The 20492-nt window shown below is 35.7% G+C and carries 17 protein-coding genes and 2 riboswitches; of the genes, 7 read left to right on the forward strand and 10 right to left on the reverse strand.

Going from position 1 to position 20492, the window contains the following annotated elements; all coding sequences use genetic code 11:
- The gene (ribE, locus tag MKY04_RS18455) at positions 1-642 is read right to left on the reverse strand and encodes a riboflavin synthase (RefSeq protein ID WP_126293996.1); all 642 of its coding nucleotides are present in this window, start codon (positions 640-642) and stop codon (positions 1-3) included.
- A 123-nt stretch (positions 643-765) separates the two neighbouring features.
- Positions 766-901, reverse strand: a riboswitch (FMN riboswitch).
- A 148-nt stretch (positions 902-1049) separates the two neighbouring features.
- A riboswitch (FMN riboswitch) is annotated at positions 1050-1183 on the reverse strand.
- Between the two features lie 186 nt (positions 1184-1369).
- Between ribE and rlmD the strand changes: the two genes are divergently transcribed.
- The 3 genes from rlmD (at position 1370) to def (ending at position 3636) form a co-directional block, all read left to right on the forward strand.
- Complete coding sequence (gene rlmD / locus MKY04_RS18460; protein WP_410799688.1) at positions 1370-2740, forward strand: 23S rRNA (uracil(1939)-C(5))-methyltransferase RlmD; 1371 nt, start codon at positions 1370-1372, stop codon at positions 2738-2740.
- Between the two features lie 145 nt (positions 2741-2885).
- Positions 2886-3077 carry a helix-turn-helix transcriptional regulator gene (locus MKY04_RS18465; protein ID WP_126293994.1) on the forward strand — a complete coding sequence of 64 codons (192 nt, stop codon included), beginning with the start codon at positions 2886-2888 and terminating at the stop codon, positions 3075-3077.
- Complete coding sequence (def, locus tag MKY04_RS18470; RefSeq protein ID WP_126293993.1) at positions 3070-3636, forward strand: peptide deformylase; 567 nt, start codon at positions 3070-3072, stop codon at positions 3634-3636. Before MKY04_RS18465 ends, def begins: the two co-directional genes overlap by 8 nt.
- A 238-nt stretch (positions 3637-3874) precedes the next feature.
- Here the strand turns inward: def and MKY04_RS18475 are convergent, their stop codons facing one another.
- The 7 genes from MKY04_RS18475 to MKY04_RS18505 form a co-directional block, all read right to left on the reverse strand.
- On the reverse strand, positions 3875-4966 hold the full coding sequence (locus MKY04_RS18475; protein ID WP_126293992.1) for a DUF1648 domain-containing protein: 1092 nt from the start codon (positions 4964-4966) through the stop codon (positions 3875-3877).
- A 13-nt stretch (positions 4967-4979) separates the two neighbouring features.
- Complete coding sequence (locus MKY04_RS18480) at positions 4980-5357, reverse strand: GntR family transcriptional regulator (RefSeq protein WP_126293991.1); 378 nt, start codon at positions 5355-5357, stop codon at positions 4980-4982.
- Between the two features lie 242 nt (positions 5358-5599).
- The gene (locus MKY04_RS18485) at positions 5600-7258 is read right to left on the reverse strand and encodes a glycerol-3-phosphate dehydrogenase/oxidase (RefSeq protein WP_126293990.1); all 1659 of its coding nucleotides are present in this window, start codon (positions 7256-7258) and stop codon (positions 5600-5602) included.
- 135 nt (positions 7259-7393) lie between these two features.
- Positions 7394-8884 carry a glycerol kinase GlpK gene (gene glpK / locus MKY04_RS18490; protein ID WP_126293989.1) on the reverse strand — a complete coding sequence of 497 codons (1491 nt, stop codon included), beginning with the start codon at positions 8882-8884 and terminating at the stop codon, positions 7394-7396.
- Between the two features lie 88 nt (positions 8885-8972).
- The gene (locus MKY04_RS18495; RefSeq protein WP_346234916.1) at positions 8973-9776 is read right to left on the reverse strand and encodes an MIP/aquaporin family protein; all 804 of its coding nucleotides are present in this window, start codon (positions 9774-9776) and stop codon (positions 8973-8975) included.
- Between the two features lie 516 nt (positions 9777-10292).
- Positions 10293-10850, reverse strand: a complete 558-nt coding sequence (locus MKY04_RS18500; RefSeq protein WP_126293987.1) for a glycerol-3-phosphate responsive antiterminator — start codon at positions 10848-10850, stop codon at positions 10293-10295.
- Positions 10851-11403: 553 nt separating this feature from the next.
- A complete protein-coding gene (locus tag MKY04_RS18505) occupies positions 11404-12387 on the reverse strand; it encodes a hypothetical protein (RefSeq protein WP_148103507.1) in 984 nt (327 codons plus the stop codon).
- A gap of 290 nt (positions 12388-12677) precedes the next feature.
- Here MKY04_RS18505 and MKY04_RS18510 point away from each other — a divergent pair, with 290 nt between their 5' ends.
- Positions 12678-13901, forward strand: coding sequence for a saccharopine dehydrogenase family protein (locus MKY04_RS18510; RefSeq protein ID WP_126293984.1), 1224 nt, complete (start codon positions 12678-12680; stop codon positions 13899-13901).
- On the forward strand, positions 13902-15041 hold the full coding sequence (gene nspC, locus MKY04_RS18515; protein WP_126293983.1) for a carboxynorspermidine decarboxylase: 1140 nt from the start codon (positions 13902-13904) through the stop codon (positions 15039-15041).
- Positions 15042-15103: 62 nt separating this feature from the next.
- Here the strand turns inward: nspC and MKY04_RS18520 are convergent, their stop codons facing one another.
- Positions 15104-16282: an MFS transporter gene (locus MKY04_RS18520; RefSeq protein ID WP_126293982.1), complete on the reverse strand. Its 1179-nt coding sequence runs from the start codon at positions 16280-16282 to the stop codon at positions 15104-15106.
- Between the two features lie 426 nt (positions 16283-16708).
- Between MKY04_RS18520 and MKY04_RS18525 the strand changes: the two genes are divergently transcribed.
- Positions 16709-16906 (forward strand): SE1561 family protein, encoded by a 198-nt coding sequence (locus MKY04_RS18525; RefSeq protein WP_126293981.1) that lies wholly within the window; start codon positions 16709-16711, stop codon positions 16904-16906.
- Between the two features lie 134 nt (positions 16907-17040).
- A complete protein-coding gene (locus MKY04_RS18530) occupies positions 17041-18591 on the forward strand; it encodes a fumarate hydratase (RefSeq protein WP_346234917.1) in 1551 nt (516 codons plus the stop codon).
- Positions 18592-19078: 487 nt separating this feature from the next.
- On the opposite strand, the gene MKY04_RS18535 is transcribed toward MKY04_RS18530, so the two are convergent.
- Positions 19079-20437, reverse strand: a complete 1359-nt coding sequence (locus tag MKY04_RS18535) for an IS1182 family transposase (RefSeq protein ID WP_346235867.1) — start codon at positions 20435-20437, stop codon at positions 19079-19081.
- Positions 20438-20492 lie beyond the last annotated feature (55 nt).

Here is a 20492-nt window from a genome sequence, read left to right on the forward strand (position 1 = left end):
TTAAAAACCATTTTGTCTTAAAAAGTCATACGAAATATTTGATTGTCTTTTATCGCTTTTTCTTAAATGATGTAATACATACTTGCCCAGCATGTCAGTTTCAATATTGACCTGCTGACCTATACCCTTCATCCCTAAAATTGTTTCAGCGTAAGTATGTGGTATAAGTGAAACAGTGACACTTTGTTCTGTCACTTTAAAAAGCGTTAAACTCGTCCCATCAATTGTAATCGAGCCTTTTGGAATACAGTTCTCCGTAAGTTCTTTCGGCACTTCAATGTCGATATAAACTGCATTTGATACCGCCCTTTTACTTCGAATTGTTCCAACACCATCAACATGTCCTGAAACAATATGACCTCCAAAACGGCCGTTTGCGCTCATAGCCCGCTCTAAATTAACAAAATCACCTTGCCTCAACATATGAATAGTTGTTGCTTTTACTGTCTCCGGCATAACATCAACAGTCATTTCTTCACTTGTTAAATGGGTAATCGTTAAACATACCCCATTGACTGCAATACTGTCTCCTAAATGGGCATCAGAAACTATTTTGGATGAGGCAATTGTAATTTCCATGCTTTTTTCATCTTTTTTTAGCCCAACCACTTTGCCTTTATCTTCTATAATTCCTGTAAACAAAATCTCACCTCTTTTATTTATAAAAATAAAAACCCCTTAGTGGATTCCTAAGGAGTTTGGGAGTATTTTAAAAAAGGCATAGTTAAATAAACCTTTTGAAAGTATATTTTTCAAAAAGTGCCTATCATCCTTCTCCCATCCAGACTTTAACTGTCGGCTTTGGATTCTCACCAAATCCTGCTCATTTGAGCTCGCGGGCTTAGAATAAATTTTATTCATCACCGCCGATTGGGAATTTCACCCGACCCCGAAGGACTAAGCTGAATCAAATTATTCAGCTATTATGAAATTATGTTAATTAAATAAAAAATCCCGACCTGATTAGGACCGGGATAAAGGTACTGTGTAAAAAATTGAATAACAAATAAGACTATTAAATATCATCATTTAATAGCAAGTCAATACTTACACTCCTTCTCCCATCCAGACTATACTGTCGGCTTTGGATTCGCACCAAATCCTGCTCATTTGAGCTCACGGGCTTAGAATAGTTTTATTCATCACCGTCGATTGGGAATTTCACCCGACCCCGAAGGAAATTTATTTAATTGATTTAAAGATACCACGAAATAATAAGATTATCCAATATATAATCTTTTGTTCGAAATAATATTACCGAGGCATACTTAGAATAAAGAGATTTCATCACTTGCTTTACCTTCTTGCTTCGTTATAATGGTTAAATGAACTTATTAAAGGACGTGAGCTTTTGAGCGAAAAAGTAACTATGGAAGTTGGACAAAAATTTCCTTTAACTATAAAACGACTTGGTATTAACGGTGAAGGTGTAGGATTTTATAAGCGAAATGTTGTATTTGTTAAAGGTGCGCTGCCTGGTGAAGAAGTAACTGTAAAAGTATCAAAAGTACAACGGAATTTTGCGGAAGCTGATATTTTAAATATAAGAAAGGCTTCAAGCAATCGTCAGGAACCGCTTTGTCCTATTTATAATGAATGCGGCGGCTGTCAGCTTCAACATCTAACATATGAAGGGCAATTAAAAGAAAAACGCGATATGGTTGTACAGTCCCTTGAAAAATACGTAAAATCAATAGCTGAAACAGTGGAAATTCGTCCTACTCTAGGAATGGACAACCCTTGGCACTACCGCAATAAAAGTAGTTTCCAAGTACGAAAAGAAGGAAAACGTGTTTATGCGGGACTTTTTGCAGAAGGAACTAATAAACTTCTGAATATTAATGATTGTGCAGTTCAACATCCGTTAACTTCAAAAATTACAGTTGGTACACGCAAAATATTGCAAAAGCTAAATATTTCGATCTACGACGGAAAATCACTTGATGGTTTGGTAAGAACAATCGTTGTTCGTACTGGAATTAAAACTGGGGAAACTCAAGTTTGTCTCGTAACGACAAGAAAAGATCTGCCACATAAAGAAGAACTAATTGAACGGATGTTAAAGATTGACCCAAGTATCGTGTCTATTACGCAAAACATTAACCGCGAAAAAACATCTCTTATTTTTGGAGATGAAACAATCGTTTTATACGGTAAAGAAACGATTCATGAAAAATTAGGTGAGCTTGCATTTGACCTTTCATCACGTGCTTTCTTCCAATTAAACCCCGAGCAAACCGTTCATCTATATGATGAAATTAAAAAAGCAGCAGCGCTTACTGGCAAAGAAAAGGTTGTTGATGCTTATTGCGGTGTTGGAACAATTGGATTATGGCTTGCTCCCCTTGCAAAAGAGGTTCGAGGTATGGATGTTGTACCCGAAAGTATTGAAGATGCGAAGAAAAATGCAAGAAATCACGGATTTAAACATGCCCGCTATTATACAGGGACAGCTGAAGAATGGTTAGCAAAGTGGAAAAGAGAAGGCTTTATTCCTGATGTCGTGACAGTCGATCCTCCACGCACAGGGCTTGCTCCAAGCTTTATTAAAACGGTAATGAAAATAAAACCAAAACGCTTCGTTTACACTTCTTGTAATCCATCGACTTTTGCAAAGGACTTACAAGAATTAACTAAACTATATAAAGTTGAATACATCCAGCCAGTCGATATGTTCCCACAAACTGCAAGGGTTGAGATTGTAGCAAAACTAACCCTTAAAAAGAATACAACTAAATAATTCTTGTTAAATGTCCTGAATTCGTTAAAAATCGAATTCAGGATTTTTGATTAAAAACACTGAATAAAATGTCCAATATATTGGACATTTTTAAAGTTATGTTTTACGATTAATGTCCAATACTTTAGACAAAAAGGTGATTAATTTGAAAAATATAATTAAAGTATTAAGGAAAAAATTAGGCATTACCCAAGAAGTTCTCGCTAAAGAATGCGGAGTAGTAAGACAAACTATTAATTGTATCGAAAATGATAAGTATGATCCCACTCTTGAATTAGCTTTTAAAATTGCAAAAGCGTTAAATAAAAAAGTAGACGAGGTATTTATTTATGACTAAATTCCATCTAGATTACATAATTACAATGAAAGACATAGTAAAAGAAGGGGCTTCAATATTACGCAAGAAGACTGAAGAGGTTGCACTCCCTGTCTCCAAAGAAGACAAAGATACATTATTATGTATGCTTCAATATTTGAAAAACAGCCAAGATCCAAATATAAATAAAAAATATAACCTCCGCCCAGGATCAGGACTATCCGCCAATCAAATTGGGCTTGATAAACGTATGTTTGCAGCGCTATTTGATAATGAAAGGTACATGTTAATTAATCCAAAAATTATTAGCCATTCTATCAACATGATTTATTTACCTCAAGGAGAAGGTTGCCTTTCAGTTGAGCGTGAGGTTAATGGATTTGTTCCGAGATATGAAAGAATTAAAGTGAAAGCATACGACATAACTGGGCAAGAAGTAATTTTCAAATTCCAAGGATATGGTTCAATTGTTGTCCAACATGAAATTGATCATTTAAATGGCATTATGTTTTATGACAGGATAAATCAAGAAAACCCATTTAAACTACCTGACAATGTGATTATTGAAAGTTTATATTAATTTAAGAAAAGCGCAAGCGGCCCCGCTTAGCCCCTAGTCGGTGAAAACGCCATATCATTTGGCATTGTCGGCACTTGCACATTCTTATGCTGCGGAGTGCCCGAATCGCGAAGCTTTTTTGGCTTTCGACCTAGTGCAGAACGCGACCTCTAGGGGCAAGACACTTTTCAAAATTTTATACTTTATTATTCAGTTAAAAAGCCATCTGAAAGCAACAAGTACTTTCAGATGGCTATAATTATAAAATCGAAATAACTATAATAATAATCAAAGGCACTAGTACAATTATATATCCTATTGGATTTGCAAAATTAATCGTCCAACCAACTCCAAAACGTTTTTCAACAAAAATTGATGGATCATTTTTATTGAAGTAGAACATACCGCCCTTCCAGTATTTATCCTCATCAATATCCATAATTTTTTCATCTTCTAAAATCTCAATTTCTTTATCAGAACGGCCAACCTTTAATCCAAAAATTAATGTTCCAATTAGAACAATTGCTAAGAAGAATAGAGGTAATGCAGCCATTGCATAATCTGAAGCAATATTAGGATGAATAGTTGTTAACTGGAAGTAACCCATTAACATAGTAATCACTAATACGACAAATAACATAAACCAGCTTGAATATTTTCTTAAAGATAATTGTCTATTGCGCGACGATTGTAAACCAGTTGCACTAAGTTTAATACCTGAATTTTTTGTTGCAATATGAATGCCTAAAAACATTAACTGCATGACTAATAAAAGCAAGGTTAATTGAATTGAAGAGAACGGCGTTTTTTCTGTAAAAGCATCAGGTTCTCCACTTGGACCCCAATGTGTTGGAATTTGATCTGGCAATAATTCGTAGTTTATTATTGTATAAAGCATAAAGCCAATAGTGATTAAAATCGGCATTAAATAAATGTACCACGGCAGCATTTCGTCTTGGCTGCGGACAGATAAATCTGTTACTTTCACCTGCTTTAAATTTTCTACCCATTTATTTTTACTTTTTAGCTGCTTAGTTTTCCCATGGTAGTAAAAATACCAGGAAACACTAATAAAAATAATTGCAAATTCAATGATTGTACCAGCTATTGCAACTTGCTCTTCTAAGCGTTCGTTAGTAAATGCCCAAATAATGTAGCCGCCTATGATGATTCCTGATAAAAGAGCCACACTAATTGAATATCTTTTTTTATATGCTTTTATTGTTGGATTTTGAGTATATTGATCCGGTATTGTCACTCCGAAGACTACTGTTCTTTTTACTAAATACGGTATTACTGTTTGAATAAAAGCGATAAATAGAGTAATTACTAAAAAAACTATAATCGACATGGAATTTCCTCCCTTACCTTTCCTTCATTTCTCCGATGATGGTGTTAATTAAACTTTTAATTTCTTCTTTACCCATCCCTAATACGAGCGCTTCTGCAAGATGGGGTTTTAATTCAGAGATTATTCTTTGTTTTGTCTCATTATTGATATTGTCAATCGGTGAAATCATCGCGCCCGATTTTGGAACAATTTTTATAACCCCTTTTTTCTCCAGCTCATGATAGCTTTTATTTACAGTGTGCATATTTACACCAAGGTCAGCTGCAAACGCTCTAACTGAAGGCAAAGAATGACCTGGTTGGATATCTCCCCGAGCAATTCCTTCAATTATTTGATTTGTTAATTGTGTATAGATTGGGATATCCGATTCTGTATCAATTTGAATTATCACATAAGCTCCTCCAATCTGTTCTATAAATAATATAACAAATCTGTTCTACATTGTCTATAACAAACTTTATATAAAAAATTAGCCACACTTAAATTTAACTTAGTATTCAAATTCCTAAAAAACATAAAAGCCTGCTAACAGTTTGAAGGAAGGGTGCTCCCCTTGTCTGCTAGTAGGCTATTGGATAGGTGTTTTGGTTCCAATTTATAGGAACACTTTTTTGTTAAAACTTTTACCTTGATTTAATTTTTCATAAACATCGTAGCACAATACAATTCATCCTCCAGCTCTTGCTGGAAGTTTGTTGTTAGCTGTTCAGACCAACTAAAGGACTTGGCCATGTAAGCCGCCACTTCATTCTTCCACTTTTTGACACTTTGAATATCAAATAATATTAAGCTCGTTCTCCTATTAAAGAAGTCGGTAGGGGTGCAAATCATTTCGTGTTCAATTGCATACTTTAGTTGCACAAAAAGAATTAGTGGAATTCCAGCCTCTTTTGCTTCATCAGCACTTTTTCTTGCTATCTCAAATAAAATTGGTGCATTCGAACCGTATTTAGTTAATAGTACAGTTAGCTCTTGTTCAGATAGTCCAGTATCATTTCCTTGCTGTTTTTGCTCATTTATATATGATAAAAACCCTAAAGACCCTCCAACATGACCTCCTGAAATCGGCAATTTGTACGTCAAACATTTATCAAAATACTTATAATTCTCCGAAACGAACTGCTTAGCAACTAAGTCAACAACATTTTCAGCCATTTTTCTATAACCTGTTAATTTCCCTCCAGCAATTGTAATCAAGCCTGAATTAGATATCCAAATCTCATCTTTTCTAGAAATCTCAGAAGCACTTTTCCCTTCTTGTTTTATTAAAGGGCGTACCCCTGCCCAGCCAGATTCTATATCATCTTTTGTAATATTTAGTGTTGGAAACATGTATTGAATCGCATTTAGGATATATTCGCTATCCTCTTCATTAATTTTTGGCTTGAGTGGACTTTCATCATACATTGTATCTGTTGTACCAACATATGTTTTACTATCACGTGGGATGGCAAAAACCATTCTTCCATCCGGTGTATCAAAATACACTGCTTGCTTTAAAGGAAAACGAGATTGATCAATTACTAAGTGAACACCTTTTGTTAATTGTAGGAATTTACCTTTATTAGATTTATCCATCTTACGTATCATATCTACCCATGGTCCTGTAGCATTTATTATTTTTTTAGCATAAACAGGAAATTCCTCTTCTGTTAACATATCTTTCGCTTGTACACCAATTAATTTTCCATTCTCATATTGTAATGATTGTGCTTTTGCATAGTTTAAAATGCATGCACCAAAACGAAATGCTTCCTTCATCACTTCAATTGTCAAGCGAGCGTCATCTGTACGATATTCAACATAATATCCTCCACCTATTAATCCCTGTTTTTTGATAAGAGGTGCTTTTTCAAGCGTTTCGACTGCAGAGAGCATTATACGTCTTTCTTGCTTTTTGACGCCTGCTAAAAAATCATACACACGTAGGCCTATCGAAGTTGAATACTTTCCAAATGTACCTCCCTTATAAATAGGCAACAACATCCATTCAGGAGTCGTTACATGTGGTCCATTTTCATACACAATCGCCCTTTCTTTTCCTACTTCTGCCACAACCCCTACTTGTAATTGTTTTAAATAACGCAATCCACCATGAACAAGTTTTGTTGAACGACTTGATGTACCAGCAGCAAAATCTTGCATGTCAATTAACCCGACTTTCATTCCTCTAGCGGCGGCATCTAAAGCAATACCTGCACCTGTAATCCCTCCGCCTATTACCAAGACTTCAAATGTAGTGTTTCTTAATTTCTCTATATAATCACTTCTTTTAATATTGCTAAATCCCACTCTCCTGTACCTCCTTTCATAAATCTAAAGAAAAAGAGACCACAAATCACACACCTCCATTAAAAGGCATGTATTTGTGGTCTCTCGAATATCCGCAACCAAAATTATTAACTTATTTTATAGTATATTATTGTTTTATTTAAATGTTCTAGTGCTTGCAACTGCCTTTTCCCAACCACTTACTAATTCGTTTCGTGTAACTTCATCCATTTTCGGCTGATAAGACTGATTAATTGCCCACTGAGAAGCAATTTCATTTTGACTTTCCCAGAAATCAACAGCTAATCCCGCTAAATAAGCAGCCCCAAGTGCAGTTGTTTCATTGATTTGTGGCACTTCCACTGGTACGTTTAAGATATCACTTTGGAACTCCATTAGGAAACTATTTTTTACAGCTCCACCATCAGCACGCAATGTTTTCAACGCAATCCCTGAATCTTTTTCCATTGCATCTAGTACAGCTTTTGTTTGATAGGCAAGTGATTCAACAGTAGCACGGACAAAATGGTCTTTTGTTGTACCACGTGTTAAACCAAATACTGCTCCTCTGGCATCACTATCCCAATAAGGGGTACCTAATCCAACAAATGCAGGAACGACATAAACACCATCTGTTGAATTAACTCTTCTACAATACTCTTCACTATCTGCAGCATCCTTGAACATGCGCAAGCCATCGCGTAACCACTGAACCGCAGACCCAGCTACAAAAATACTTCCTTCAAGAGCATATTCTACTTTGCCATTTAATCCCCAAGCAATAGTAGTTAATAATCCATGTTCTGATTTTACAGGTTTTTCCCCTGTATTCATTAACATGAAGCACCCTGTGCCATATGTGTTTTTTGCCATACCTGTTTCAAAACATGCCTGACCAAATAAAGCTGCTTGCTGGTCACCAGCAACACCCGCAATTGGTACTTCCTTTCCGAAGAAAAGATCTTCAGTTGTTGTTGCATAAATTTCTGATGAAGGACGCACTTCAGGTAGCATAGATTTAGGTATCTCTAATATTGATAAAAGTTCATCATCCCATTTTAAATCATAAATATTGTACATTAATGTACGGGATGCATTAGAATAGTCCGTAACATGCGCTTTTCCGCCAGACAGTTTCCAAATTAACCATGTATCAATCGTTCCGAAAAGCAGCTTGCCCTCTGCTGCCAAGTCTCGCGCACCTTCAACTTGATCTAGTATCCATTTCACTTTAGTTCCTGAAAAATAAGCATCAATTAACAATCCAGTTTTCGAACGAAACAGATCGTTATAGCCTTTGTTTCTTAAATCCTCGCAGATTTCATTTGTCTGACGTGATTGCCAAACAATTGCATTATAGATAGGTTGACCTGTTTCTTTATTCCATACAACTGTTGTTTCACGTTGATTTGTAATTCCAATACCGGCTATTTCTGACGATTTGATTCCTGACTCAGACAAACAGGAAGCAATTACTGATAATACAGATCCCCATATTTCATTTGGATTGTGCTCAACCCAACCAGGTTGTGGGAAAATTTGAGTAAACTCTTTTTGAGCACTATGAACAATATCTCCCTTTTTATTGAAAAGAATTGCTCTAGAGCTAGTAGTTCCTTGATCAATAGATAAAATATAATTTCCCATTCTCATTCCCCCAATTTTAAAATAATTGTTTTTTGCATCATCTTTCTTCCTTAATACATAAGCTTAAATTTACTGCGTTAACTGATGATCAAATTGTTCCAATTTTTTTAGGACTCATAATGTATGAAATAATTAAAATTATAATGGTAGCAATTAAAACAATCCAAAATTCTGTTGTCATTGTTTGGTTAAAAACAGCTTTATGGAATAATGCACCTAGTGAGCCTCCAAGTATTGGTCCTAAAACAGGAATCCAAGCATAACCCCAGTTTGATGACCCTTTACCTGCGATAGGAAGGATTGCATGGGCAATGCGGGGACCCAAATCACGGGCTGGATTAATCGCATAACCAGTAGTGCCGCCAAGCGACATCCCAATAGCAATAATTAGAACCCCTACTGCAATTGGGTTTAACCCTTCTGTAAATTCATTAGCTCCAATAAATTGAAGACCAAGTAATAATATAAATGTACCAATAATTTCACTTAATAAGTTCGAAAATGAATGAGGAATAGCCGGACCTGTTGAGAAAACACTTAACTTTGTACCTGGATCTTCGGTTTCTTTCCAATGAGGAAAATACTGAAGGAAAATTAGAGTAGCTCCAAGAATGGCACCTATCATTTGAGCTAAAATATAGCCCGGAACTTGACTCCATGCAAAATCCCCAGTAAATGCCAAACCGATTGTTACAGCCGGATTCAAATGTGCTCCACTAATACTTCCAACTGCATAAACACCTAAAGTAACACCCATCCCCCATGCAGCCGTAATGACTATCCAACCACCATTTTTTGCATAGGACTTCGTCAAATTTGCACCTGCACAAACCCCTGCGCCGAACAAAATTAAAATCATAGTCCCTAAAACTTCTCCCCAGAACGCTGACATTTAAATCTCCCCTTTGCATAAAATTTTTAAAACCATTACACCTTGGCGTAGTTGCACCTGTCGCTTAGCTTTCGGTACAGCTAATGTGTCGGGATTTCGGACTCGTGTTTAGGTCCGCACGAAACAGGTCAGTTAGCCTTTGCTGTATGATTGCTACGAACTTACGCTAACCTCCTAACTCCCCTACGAAATCCGGACATCCGCCAGAGGCTTTATCTTCATTCAGTCGGCGTTTGGACTCCCACTGAATAAAAGCAAAGTTTGCATTATCCCTCATCCTAGAGGTGAGAGTCTTTTCGGCGATTAAAGATAAAAAAGAGACACATAAATTACATCATCTCTCAAAGAGTGATGAATAAATGTGTCTCCTTTTCTCATCCACAATTATTAACTTACTTTGAGTATAAATTCGGGTGAAAGCGCTGTCAACATGTATTGAAGAAAAATTTTTTTATTAATTTTTTTCTAAATTAATCATAAATCCAAACTTTTTATCATACATTTATCATTTTTACATTAGTATAATTTTTGTGAGTAGTAATCCCATAGCTCAACTTTTGACGTTGTAATTGACACGGCTCCTGCTGATAATGCTTCCTCTACTTCATCAGCAGTTCGAATTAACCCCCCTGCAAAAATTGGGATATTAAATCTTTCAGACACTTCTTTAATCATATGTGGAACGGATCCAGGTAGAACCTCTATATAATCCGGTTCAGCTTTTTCAATACTTTTAAAGCTTCTTTCAATTGCATGGCTATCTATCATAAACATCCGCTGAACAGAGATAACATTACATTTTTTAGCTTGTTGGATAACACTAGATTTTGTTGAAATAATACCAAACGGCTTAAATTCCTGACATAAATATTGTGTCCCATACTCATCATTCTTCAACCCATTTATTAGATCAGCATGAAAAAACAACTGTTTCTTTGCTAGTTTGGCCATATGTGTTATGTGCTTAATTTGAGCAAGGTGTGTCTCCAATATCACTCCTATTTCAAAGGGTGACTCTAAAAACTTCTCAAACTGTTTTATCGAGGCTGGTGCAGGTAATATTTTTTGATTCATAAATCCCTTCCCCTTTATCCTCTTTAATTTGTTAAGCAACAGTAATTACCTGTTTTCTTCAATATATAAAAGATCATAGTAAAATATTAGTAAATTCGATTGATTAGTTTTACTTATAAATATGTGGTTAACTTTTTTACGTGGTTTCAGCTGCTTTTTACGTGGTTTGAGTTTCTTTTTACGCGGTTCTGCCTGTTTTTTACGCGGTTTCCACTACTATTTACGCGGTTTGCAGTTTTTACGCAGTTTCAGTTTCTTTTTACGCGGTTTGCTCAATTATTTACGCGGTTCTGTCCTTTTTTTACGCGTTTTGCACTCCTATTTACGCGGTTTGCAGTTTTTACGTGGTTTCAGCTGCTTTTTACGCGGTTTGACCGATTATTTACGCGGTTCTGTCTGTTTTTTACGCGGTTTTCACTACTATTTACGCGGTTTGCAGTTTTTACGTGGTGTACTACTATTTTACGCAGCTCTTACTTATTTTTACTAAGCTTAACTTCATGCTTACATTAGTTAACAAACAAAAAATCTGCTCATTTCGAAAACAAGCAGATTAATTAGTAGCTATCTTCCTTGGAACTAGAAACAGCACTATTTCAACAATTAATAAAACGAGAACAACCCAACCTAATCCATACATAAATTTTGTTTGAAAATATAATTCATACCTTCCTTCCGCATAGTTTATTAAATTGAAGGTAAAGTAATAAAACATCCCAAATGTAAAATTTCTAGACCATTGGGATATGTGATATGTAAAAATTGCTTTTCGTATTCCATAAAGTTTAACTCTTGATATTCCCCGCAGTATCTCAAATATCTCGACAATAATAAATAGACAAAAAACTACGAACCAAAAAATTAATAACAATTGAAATTCAATGGTTTGCGACAGAGTCATTGCCAGCCCTGTTATCGACAGTGCTCCATGAATAATACAATCAGTATTTCTCCATTCGTGAAGGCTAAAGTGTTTACATTTAAAACGAATGACTATGAGAACAATTGAAAATAAGTACAACACAATTCCCAATACTATAATCAAAATATTTGTTTTTTGAATAGTTTCCATTAATAAACAGGCAATTGATTGTGTACTAACAGTTGTTAATAGAATAACACCATGTAAATCATAAACGGCTCGATTTATAATAATCTTCTTTAATTGAAGACAACTAAATAGCATGTAAAGCAACCAAGCTATACAATTTAAATAAACAATATACTGAATTCCAATCACATTTGGAAAGTGTTGATGAATTAGTATTGTCATAACTGAAGTTGCTGCAATCCAAGTTCCCAATCCAAAGCTTTGTATAGATTGGTTCCATAAATTCTTTAAAAAATCGACAATAAATATTGAACGAATAAAGCGAACCAAAATGATAATCCAAGTAATCAATACTATAACAAATAACAAGTCAAATAGTTGTTCTATATATGAAAACTGATGTATTGCCCCTAATAAGAAAATCCCCATTGCCATAATCATTGCACCAGAAGCTACATCAATCGTTTTTTCTGTTTTTCCTATCATTCTGCTTCCACACCCAACATCTTTAATAATACTCATTATATACGTTGAAAGTTGTATGACGAAATCAATTTAAAGCAACATAATTTTCACTTTTTTGTTTACTCTATATATGAAGCTGGATTTACAATTGAAATCTTTTTAGTTAATTGGTAAAAATATTTTCTATTTTTAATATAAATTTTGTCGAAAAATAATTGATACGTAAAAAATTATTCTGTATAATCTGTTTTATTGTGTTTTAATAATTAGCCTTAAAATACGAGGCTTATACTTAAGGGGGTAATAAGGAATTGGGTAAAGCATTGATTATTGGAGCTGGTGGTGTAGCTAGCGTAGTGGTACACAAATGTGTACAAAATTCAGAAGTGTTCGAGGAGATTATGATCGCTAGTCGAACTAAGTCAAAATGCGACGCTTTAAAGGAAAAATTAGACGGCGGTAAAACAATTATCCATACAGCACAAGTTGATGCGGATAATGTTGACGAACTTGTTGAATTAATCAATGGATTTAAACCAGATGTGGTAATTAACGTAGCTTTACCATATCAAGACTTAACAATTATGGATGCATGTTTAGAAACAGGTGTGCATTATGTAGATACTGCAAACTATGAGCCACCTGAAACAGCTAAATTTGAATATAAATGGCAATGGGCTTACAAAGAAAAGTTCGAAAAAGCTGGACTTACAGCTTTATTAGGTAGCGGATTTGACCCAGGTGTAACAGGTGTATTCAGCGCTTACGCATTAAAACACCATTTTGATGAAATTCATTACATCGATATTTTAGATGCGAATGCTGGTGACCATGGTTATCCTTTTGCAACAAACTTCAACCCAGAAATTAACATCCGTGAAATTACAGCAAACGGACGTTACTGGAAAGAAGGCAAGTGGGTAGAAACTGAACCTTTAGAATACAAAGAAGTTTATAACTTCCCTGAAATTGGACCTAAAGATATGTACCTTCTATACCATGAAGAACTAGAATCTTTAGCAAAAAATATTACAGGAATTAAACAAATCCGTTTCTGGATGACATTCTCTGAAAAATATTTAACTCACTTACGAGTTTTAGAAAACGTTGGAATGACATCTATTGAACCAATCGAATTTGAAGGACAAATGATTCAACCACTTCAATTCTTAAAAGCTGTTTTACCAGATCCAGCTTCACTTGGACCTCGTACAAAAGGTAAAACAAATATCGGTTGTATTTTCCGTGGAATTAAAGACGGGAAAGAAAAAACTTACTATGTGTATAACGTATGTGACCATGAAGAATGCTACCGCGAAGTTGGCAGCCAAGCAATATCTTATACAACAGGTGTACCAGCAATGATTGGTGCAATGCTTGTTATGAATGGTGAGTGGCAAAAACCTGGTGTATGGAACGTGGAAGAGTTCAATCCAGATCCATTCATGGAAGCATTAAATAAATGGGGTCTTCCATGGCAAGAAAGTCATAACCCTGAACTACTTGACCTTGACCTAGAAAAAGAGGCAAAGTAAATGAAAACGATTGATTGGAACCAAGCACCGTCACCTAGTTATGTAGTGGACGAGCGCTTGCTTGAGCGTAACTTAGAAATTTTAAAATCTGTACAAGATCGTACAGGTTGTGATATTTTGCTAGCATTAAAAGGCTTTTCAATGTTCTCAACTTTCCCTATGGTACGCAAGTATTTAAAAGGGATTACTTCAAGTTCATTATTTGAAGCCCGTCTTGGATTTGAAGAGTTCGGCAAAGAGGTGCATGCATATGCACCTGCTTATGCGGAACATGAAATTGATGAGTATTTAAAATATGTGGATCATATTGTGTTCAACTCATTTGACCAATTAAACAAGTACAAAGAAAAAGTACAAAGTTTGGACAAGCACGTATCAATTGGATTACGTGTAAACCCTGGCTATTCTGAAGTTGAAACAGAGCTTTACGATCCATGTGCTCTAAACTCTCGATTAGGAATTCCTTTTGAACAGTTCCGTCCAGATGAATTAGACGGTGTTGAAGGAATTCATTTCCATGCAATGTGTGAGCAAAACTCTGATGTGCTGGAACGTATTCTTCCACATTTTGAGGAAAAATACGGCCCTTATTTACATCAAATGAAATGGGTGAACTTTGGTGGAGGCCACCATATCACTCGCCCTGATTATGATGTAGATAAGCTTGTAAATTTAATTAATTATATTAAAGAAAAATACGATGTTCATGTTATTTTAGAGCCAGGTGAAGCAATTGCTTTAAATACTGGCTACTTAGTAACAACTGTACTTGATGTTGTGAAAAACGGTATGGAAATTGCCATTTTAGATTCTTCGGCAACATGTCATATGCCAGATGTTCTTGAAATGCCTTACCGTCCACAAATTATCGGAGCAAGTACACCAAACGACAAACCATACACATATCGCCTTGGCGGTATGACATGTCTAGCTGGAGATGTGATTGGTGACTATTCATTTGATAAGCCTCTAAAAGCTGGAGATAAAGTAATTTTTACAGACATGGCACACTACACAATGGTGAAAAACCATATGTTCAATGGTGTAAACTTGCCTAGCATTTGCTTATACAATGAAGAAGAAGGCGTAAAAGTTGTTCGTAAATTCGGTTATGAGGACTACAGAAATAGACTTTCATAAGTCAGTACAAGTTTAGAAACAAAGGCTCTACATGAGAGGTTTCTCGTGTAGAGCCTTATTATTTAATCTGTTATAGTTTTTAATTTTTTTCCAAAGAAAAAGACAATACAATACATAATTATTAATATAGCTGCGATAAATAGTAAAAAACTAATCGTTTGAACTAATTGTAAATACAAACCCCCAATAAACGGTCCAGTGAGGCTTCCTAAGCTGAAGAAAATCCCACATAGTAAATTTCCTGTTGGCAAAAGCTCTTTAGGTGTAAGTTCAGCCATATATGTAATACCCATTGAGAAAAGCGATCCTAGGAACATACCCGATAATAAAAATACCGCCACAACTACAGGCTGAAATTGTTCTAGTAAACTACCAACGCTAAAAATAACTGCCCCTGCAAAAAATGTTACTAATATAACCTTTCTTCTTCCAACCTTATCTCCAATAATTCCTATAGGTACTTGCGTTAAAATTCCTCCTATTGAAAATGCGGCTAAAATAACTGACACGATAGATACATCAAACTCTTTTCGTAGGGCATACACTGGAAACAAGGCATTCAATGATGTTTCTAATACGCCATATACAAATGGCGGCAGAAACGCAACCCATGCATACTTAAACGATAACTTATATCGAGTAATACTATTTGTTTCATTACTATCCCCTTTCAATACTTCTGGATGTTCATTTCGAACAAAAAATACTGAAGACCACGCAATTATGCAAAGTATTGAAGATAAAATAAATGGAAGTGCTTGAGAAATTTCTACAAGGTTTACCATTAACGGTCCAACTGCAAAACCAACACCGAAAGACAAACCATATATGGACATACTTTTTCCTAAGCTCCCTTTAGGGGCAGAGCTAGTTAGCCATGTTTGAGTGGCAAAATGAAGACAATGATCCCCAATACCTATAAGTAAACGTAAAATAAACCAAAACAAAACGTTTTGCCAAAGTGGAAATAATAATAGTGAAATAAAAACGATTGCTCCTCCAACTACAATAACGGATTTATACCCAAATTTTCTTAATGGTTGTTCAATGAATGGTGAAATCAATAATGTTCCTATGTATAATCCAGTAGCATTTAATCCATTTAGTGTAGAAGAAACACCGTCTTTTTCAAAAATCACGGAAATTAGCGGTAATAGCATACCTTGCGAAAATCCTGAAATTGAAACAATGGCTATTAAAGTCCAAAATCTTCGTTGTTCGTATTTTTCTGTTGTTAACATGCCTGCCCTCCAACATACATCATCCCAAATCTGCGATACTATGTTAACATATCAAGTGGAAAATAGCTTCAAAATTTTCCAAATAAAAAACCCTAGCGACATCAAATCGAATGTTCGCTAGGGTCTTTACATTTCAGATAACTCCATTTTCAGTTGCATAAACTCCAATTCGGCCATTCGATAGCCGAAAAATTGTTTAAACTCCCTCCTTTTCATAGATTGAGTGAGCATTTATCTTCCGACCATCTCCTTTACTTATAAGTATTATTAATTTATCACATAAAATCATTTGTGTAAATATTCAGAATAAAAAAATAACTCAAATGATTCAATGGACCCATTTCAAATCCTAAGCTTTATTTCAACATAACAATTGAACATAGGCTATAAATTCGCTATGATGGTCATGACGAAAGAGGTGGATTTATGTCGAACCCAATAACTGATAAAAATAAACAAGTCAATTATTTAAAAGAACGTCTTCAAATTTTCGTCGAGGTTTTAGATGCTATCGATCCTGAAACTGCTGATATTGAAGATATCGATCGACTTATCAAAATTATCGATGATGTTGAGGAGAAAATGGACCAATTCCATAACCGCAATGAATTGACAAACGAGTAACAAATAGGCCAAGCAACAATGCTTGGTTTCTTTTTCTAGCAAGACTATTAAGCTATCACACTTTTTTTCATGAAATTAAAAAGGTATAATAATGCTTGGAGTGTAAATTTCAAATATTCTGGGGGGAATATATAATGTCACAAGTGGCAACATCCTATTTACAAACTTTAGAAAAAAGCCTTTATGATTTAGTAACTGAAACGTCAACAAATTTACCTGCAGACGTTCGCCGTGCAATTAAAAAGGCAAAAGAAGCAGAAAATGCAGGCACTCGTGCTGCAATGAGTTTAGACACAATTACTAATAACATCGTAATGGCGGAGGATAACGTATCACCAATCTGCCAGGATACAGGCTTACCTACTTTTAAAGTAAAAACTCCTGTTGGCGTAAACCAAATCGAAATAAAAAAAATGATTCGCAATGCTGTAGTTCAAGCTACAAAAGATGCAAAATTACGTCCAAACTCTGTTGACTCATTAACGGGTAAAAACAGTGGGGATAATTTAGGTGAAGGTGTACCTGTAGTTAAATTCGAACAATGGGAAAAAGACTACATAGAAGTAAAGCTAATTCTAAAAGGCGGCGGCTGTGAAAACAAAAACATTCAATACAGCTTACCTTGTGAATTAGAAGGTCTTGGCCGTGCTGGTCGTGACTTAGACGGAATCCGTAAATGTATTCTACATTCAGTATGGCAAGCACAAGGACAAGGCTGTTCAGCTGGATTCATCGGTGTAGGTATCGGAGGAGATCGTTCTTCTGGATATGATCTTGCGAAGGAACAACTATTCCGACATGTTGATGATGTTAATCCAAATCCTGATTTAGCAAAATTAGAAGAATACATCGTAGAAAAAGCAAATACATTTGGTGTTGGAACAATGGGCTTTGGTGGTGAAGCAACATTACTAGGCTGTAAAATTGGTGTAATGCACCGTATACCGGCATCATTCTATGTATCAGTAGCGTATAACTGCTGGGCTTACCGTCGTATGGCAATTGATATCGACGCAAATACAGGCGAAATCATTAAATGGCATTACCAAGAAGGCGAAAAAATCTCTTTCCGTGACGAGCCAAAAACTGAAACAAAATCTGAAAGTAAAGTAGTAGAATTAAAAGCACCTATTACTGAAGAGCAAATTCGTGAACTTAAAGTTGGGGACGTTGTTAAAATTAGCGGCCGTATGTATACTGGACGCGACGCAATCCACCACCATCTAATGAGCCACGATGCACCAGTTGATCTAAACGGTCAAATTATTTATCACTGCGGACCTGTAATGGCAAAAGACGAAAACGGCAACTGGACAGTTAAAGCTGCTGGTCCTACAACGTCAATTCGTGAGGAGCCATACCAAGGCGACATCATGAAAAAATTCGGCATCCGCGCTGTAATTGGTAAAGGTGGTATGGGACCAAAAACTTTAGCTGCACTTAAAGAACACGGCGGTGTTTACTTAAATGCAATTGGTGGAGCTGCTCAATACTACGCTGACTGTATTAAATCTGTTGACGGTGTTGACTTACAAGAATTCGGTATTCCTGAAGCAATGTGGCACCTAACTGTTGAAGACTTCACAGCGGTAGTAACAATGGACTCACACGGCAACTCATTACACGCAGACGTTGAAAAATCATCACTAGAAAAACTTTCGCAGTATGCGGAGAGAGTATTCTAAATAAAAAGAGAAAATTTTATACTTTGAAACACTATACTCAGAAGTTTTTATTTTATCTCCGCTGCGCGAAAGGCGAAGCCGACAGCGATAACCGCAGAGAGAGTATTCTAATAAAGAAAGGTATTCTTTTTCATAAGTATTCTTTATTATAAGCTTTTATTTTAACTCTGCTGCGCGAAAGGCGGAGCCGACAGCGCTAACGCGGAGAGAGTTTTCTAAATAAAAAGAGAAAATTTTATACTTTGAAACATTATACTCAGAAGTTTTTATTTTATCTCCGCTGCGCGAAAGGCGAAGCCGACAGCAGAAAACACAACTTACCAAGTTAACATTTTAAGCTCGTAAGAATCCCATTCTTACGAGCTTTCAGGTTGTTGACAAAAGACCTTCAGAATGGGCTTATTCTGAAGGTCTTTTGTAATTTTAATAGATTATTGGGTATTTAACCGACTTATTTGGGGTAAAAACACTCTTCGAGTATTATATTTTAGGCCATTTCTGAAGCTTGCCACGTCCAATTAGCAAGCTTTTTTAAATTCATGGCAGCAAAAGTAAGCATCGCCTGCATAGACAATTTTTTAATTCCACGTAGGGTTGTCCATCGCATACCATGCTTTTCTTTTGCATCTGCAAAGACACGTTCAATCGTTTCTTTACGTCTAGCATATATTTGTTTGATATCACTTTGATGACGAAGATGATCCGCTTCCTCTACATGATGTGCCCAAATATGACGTTCAATGATTTTTCTGTGATCCTTACTACTTGTACATTGAGTAAGTAAAGGACAGTTTACACACTGAGTAGGGTTTGATTTATATTGGCGTTTCCCATCTTTAGTCGTTGTCGTATATTTAAGGACTTGCCCTTCCGGGCAAAGATAGCAATCATAATACTCATCATAGACATATTCATGTTTGCGTAAAAATCCATCCTTTGTTTTTGGTCGTGTATAAGGAAGTGCTGGTTGAATATCATGTTCAAATAAGAATTTAGTAATCGCAGGTGTTTTATAAGCAGCATCGGCAGCAACAGCAAGTGGCTTTTTCACTTTTTCCATTACCTTTTCAACAAGTGGTTGAAGCATATGACTATCATGAACATTACCAGGTGTCACAATTGATCCGAGTATAAATCCATAGCGGTCAGCTGCCGCATGAAATGAGTAAGCAAACTGCTTAGTTCGTTCATCTTTTACATAGTAGCCACTTTCAGGGTCTGTCGTACTTTCTTTAATTTCCTTTATCTCTTCTTTTTCAAATTTATCTGGTGGGAATGGTTTCTTCCCATGGTCAATCCGATCTTGATTCAATTCTTCTTGAAGTTTAGCTTCATATGCCCGAGTCTCTTTACGTACCATCTTCTTCTCGAATTTACGTTTATTCGCACTCGCTTTAACATGCGTTGAATCGATGAAAACATGGTCAGCACTTAGTAATCCTTTATCAGCAATTTCTTTAAGTATTCGATAGAAAATCTGTTCAAAGATATCTGTGTCTTGAAAACGACGTTCATAGTTTTTACCGAAGGTTGAAAAGTGTGGTACTTCTGAATGGAAGCCAAATCCTAAAAACCATCGATACGCCATATTCGTTTCGATTTCTTTTATTGTTTGACGCATTGAACGGATTCCAAATACATATTGAACAAATGTCATTTTGATTAATACGACTGGGTCAACACTCGGGCGACCTAATTTAGAATACAGCGGTTCTACTAGTGGATAGATGAAAGAATAATCAATGGCTGATTCAAGCTTTCTAACAAGATGGTCTTTTGGTACAAGTTCTTCAATCGTAATCATCTCAATTTGATCGCGTTCATTTATTTGATTTTTCGACATCATTTCCATTCACCTCAACGTATATTTAGAAGTAGTTGATTGTAGTGTAGGCGGCGAC

The organism is Lysinibacillus telephonicus, from assembly GCF_039654155.1.
Taxonomy (GTDB): domain Bacteria; phylum Bacillota; class Bacilli; order Bacillales_A; family Planococcaceae; genus Ureibacillus; species Ureibacillus telephonicus.

Excerpts from the sequence above, each read along its gene's own strand:
- glpK (WP_126293989.1), bottom strand. The coding sequence starts at position 8,884 with ATGGGAAATTATATTTTATCTATTGATCAAGGAACTACTAGCTCTAGA.
- rlmD (WP_410799688.1), top strand. The coding sequence starts at position 1,370 with ATGGAAGTTGGACAAAAATTTCCTTTAACTATAAAACGACTTGGTATT.
- MKY04_RS18520 (WP_126293982.1), bottom strand. The coding sequence starts at position 16,282 with ATGTTAACAACAGAAAAATACGAACAACGAAGATTTTGGACTTTAATA.
- MKY04_RS18530 (WP_346234917.1), top strand. The coding sequence starts at position 17,041 with ATGTCACAAGTGGCAACATCCTATTTACAAACTTTAGAAAAAAGCCTT.
- MKY04_RS18500 (WP_126293987.1), bottom strand. The coding sequence starts at position 10,850 with ATGAATCAAAAAATATTACCTGCACCAGCCTCGATAAAACAGTTTGAG.
- MKY04_RS18475 (WP_126293992.1), bottom strand. The coding sequence starts at position 4,966 with ATGTCGATTATAGTTTTTTTAGTAATTACTCTATTTATCGCTTTTATT.
- nspC (WP_126293983.1), top strand. The coding sequence starts at position 13,902 with ATGAAAACGATTGATTGGAACCAAGCACCGTCACCTAGTTATGTAGTG.
- MKY04_RS18505 (WP_148103507.1), bottom strand. The coding sequence starts at position 12,387 with ATGATAGGAAAAACAGAAAAAACGATTGATGTAGCTTCTGGTGCAATG.
- MKY04_RS18525 (WP_126293981.1), top strand. The coding sequence starts at position 16,709 with ATGTCGAACCCAATAACTGATAAAAATAAACAAGTCAATTATTTAAAA.
- MKY04_RS18535 (WP_346235867.1), bottom strand. The coding sequence starts at position 20,437 with ATGATGTCGAAAAATCAAATAAATGAACGCGATCAAATTGAGATGATT.
- def (WP_126293993.1), top strand. The coding sequence starts at position 3,070 with ATGACTAAATTCCATCTAGATTACATAATTACAATGAAAGACATAGTA.
- MKY04_RS18495 (WP_346234916.1), bottom strand. The coding sequence starts at position 9,776 with ATGTCAGCGTTCTGGGGAGAAGTTTTAGGGACTATGATTTTAATTTTG.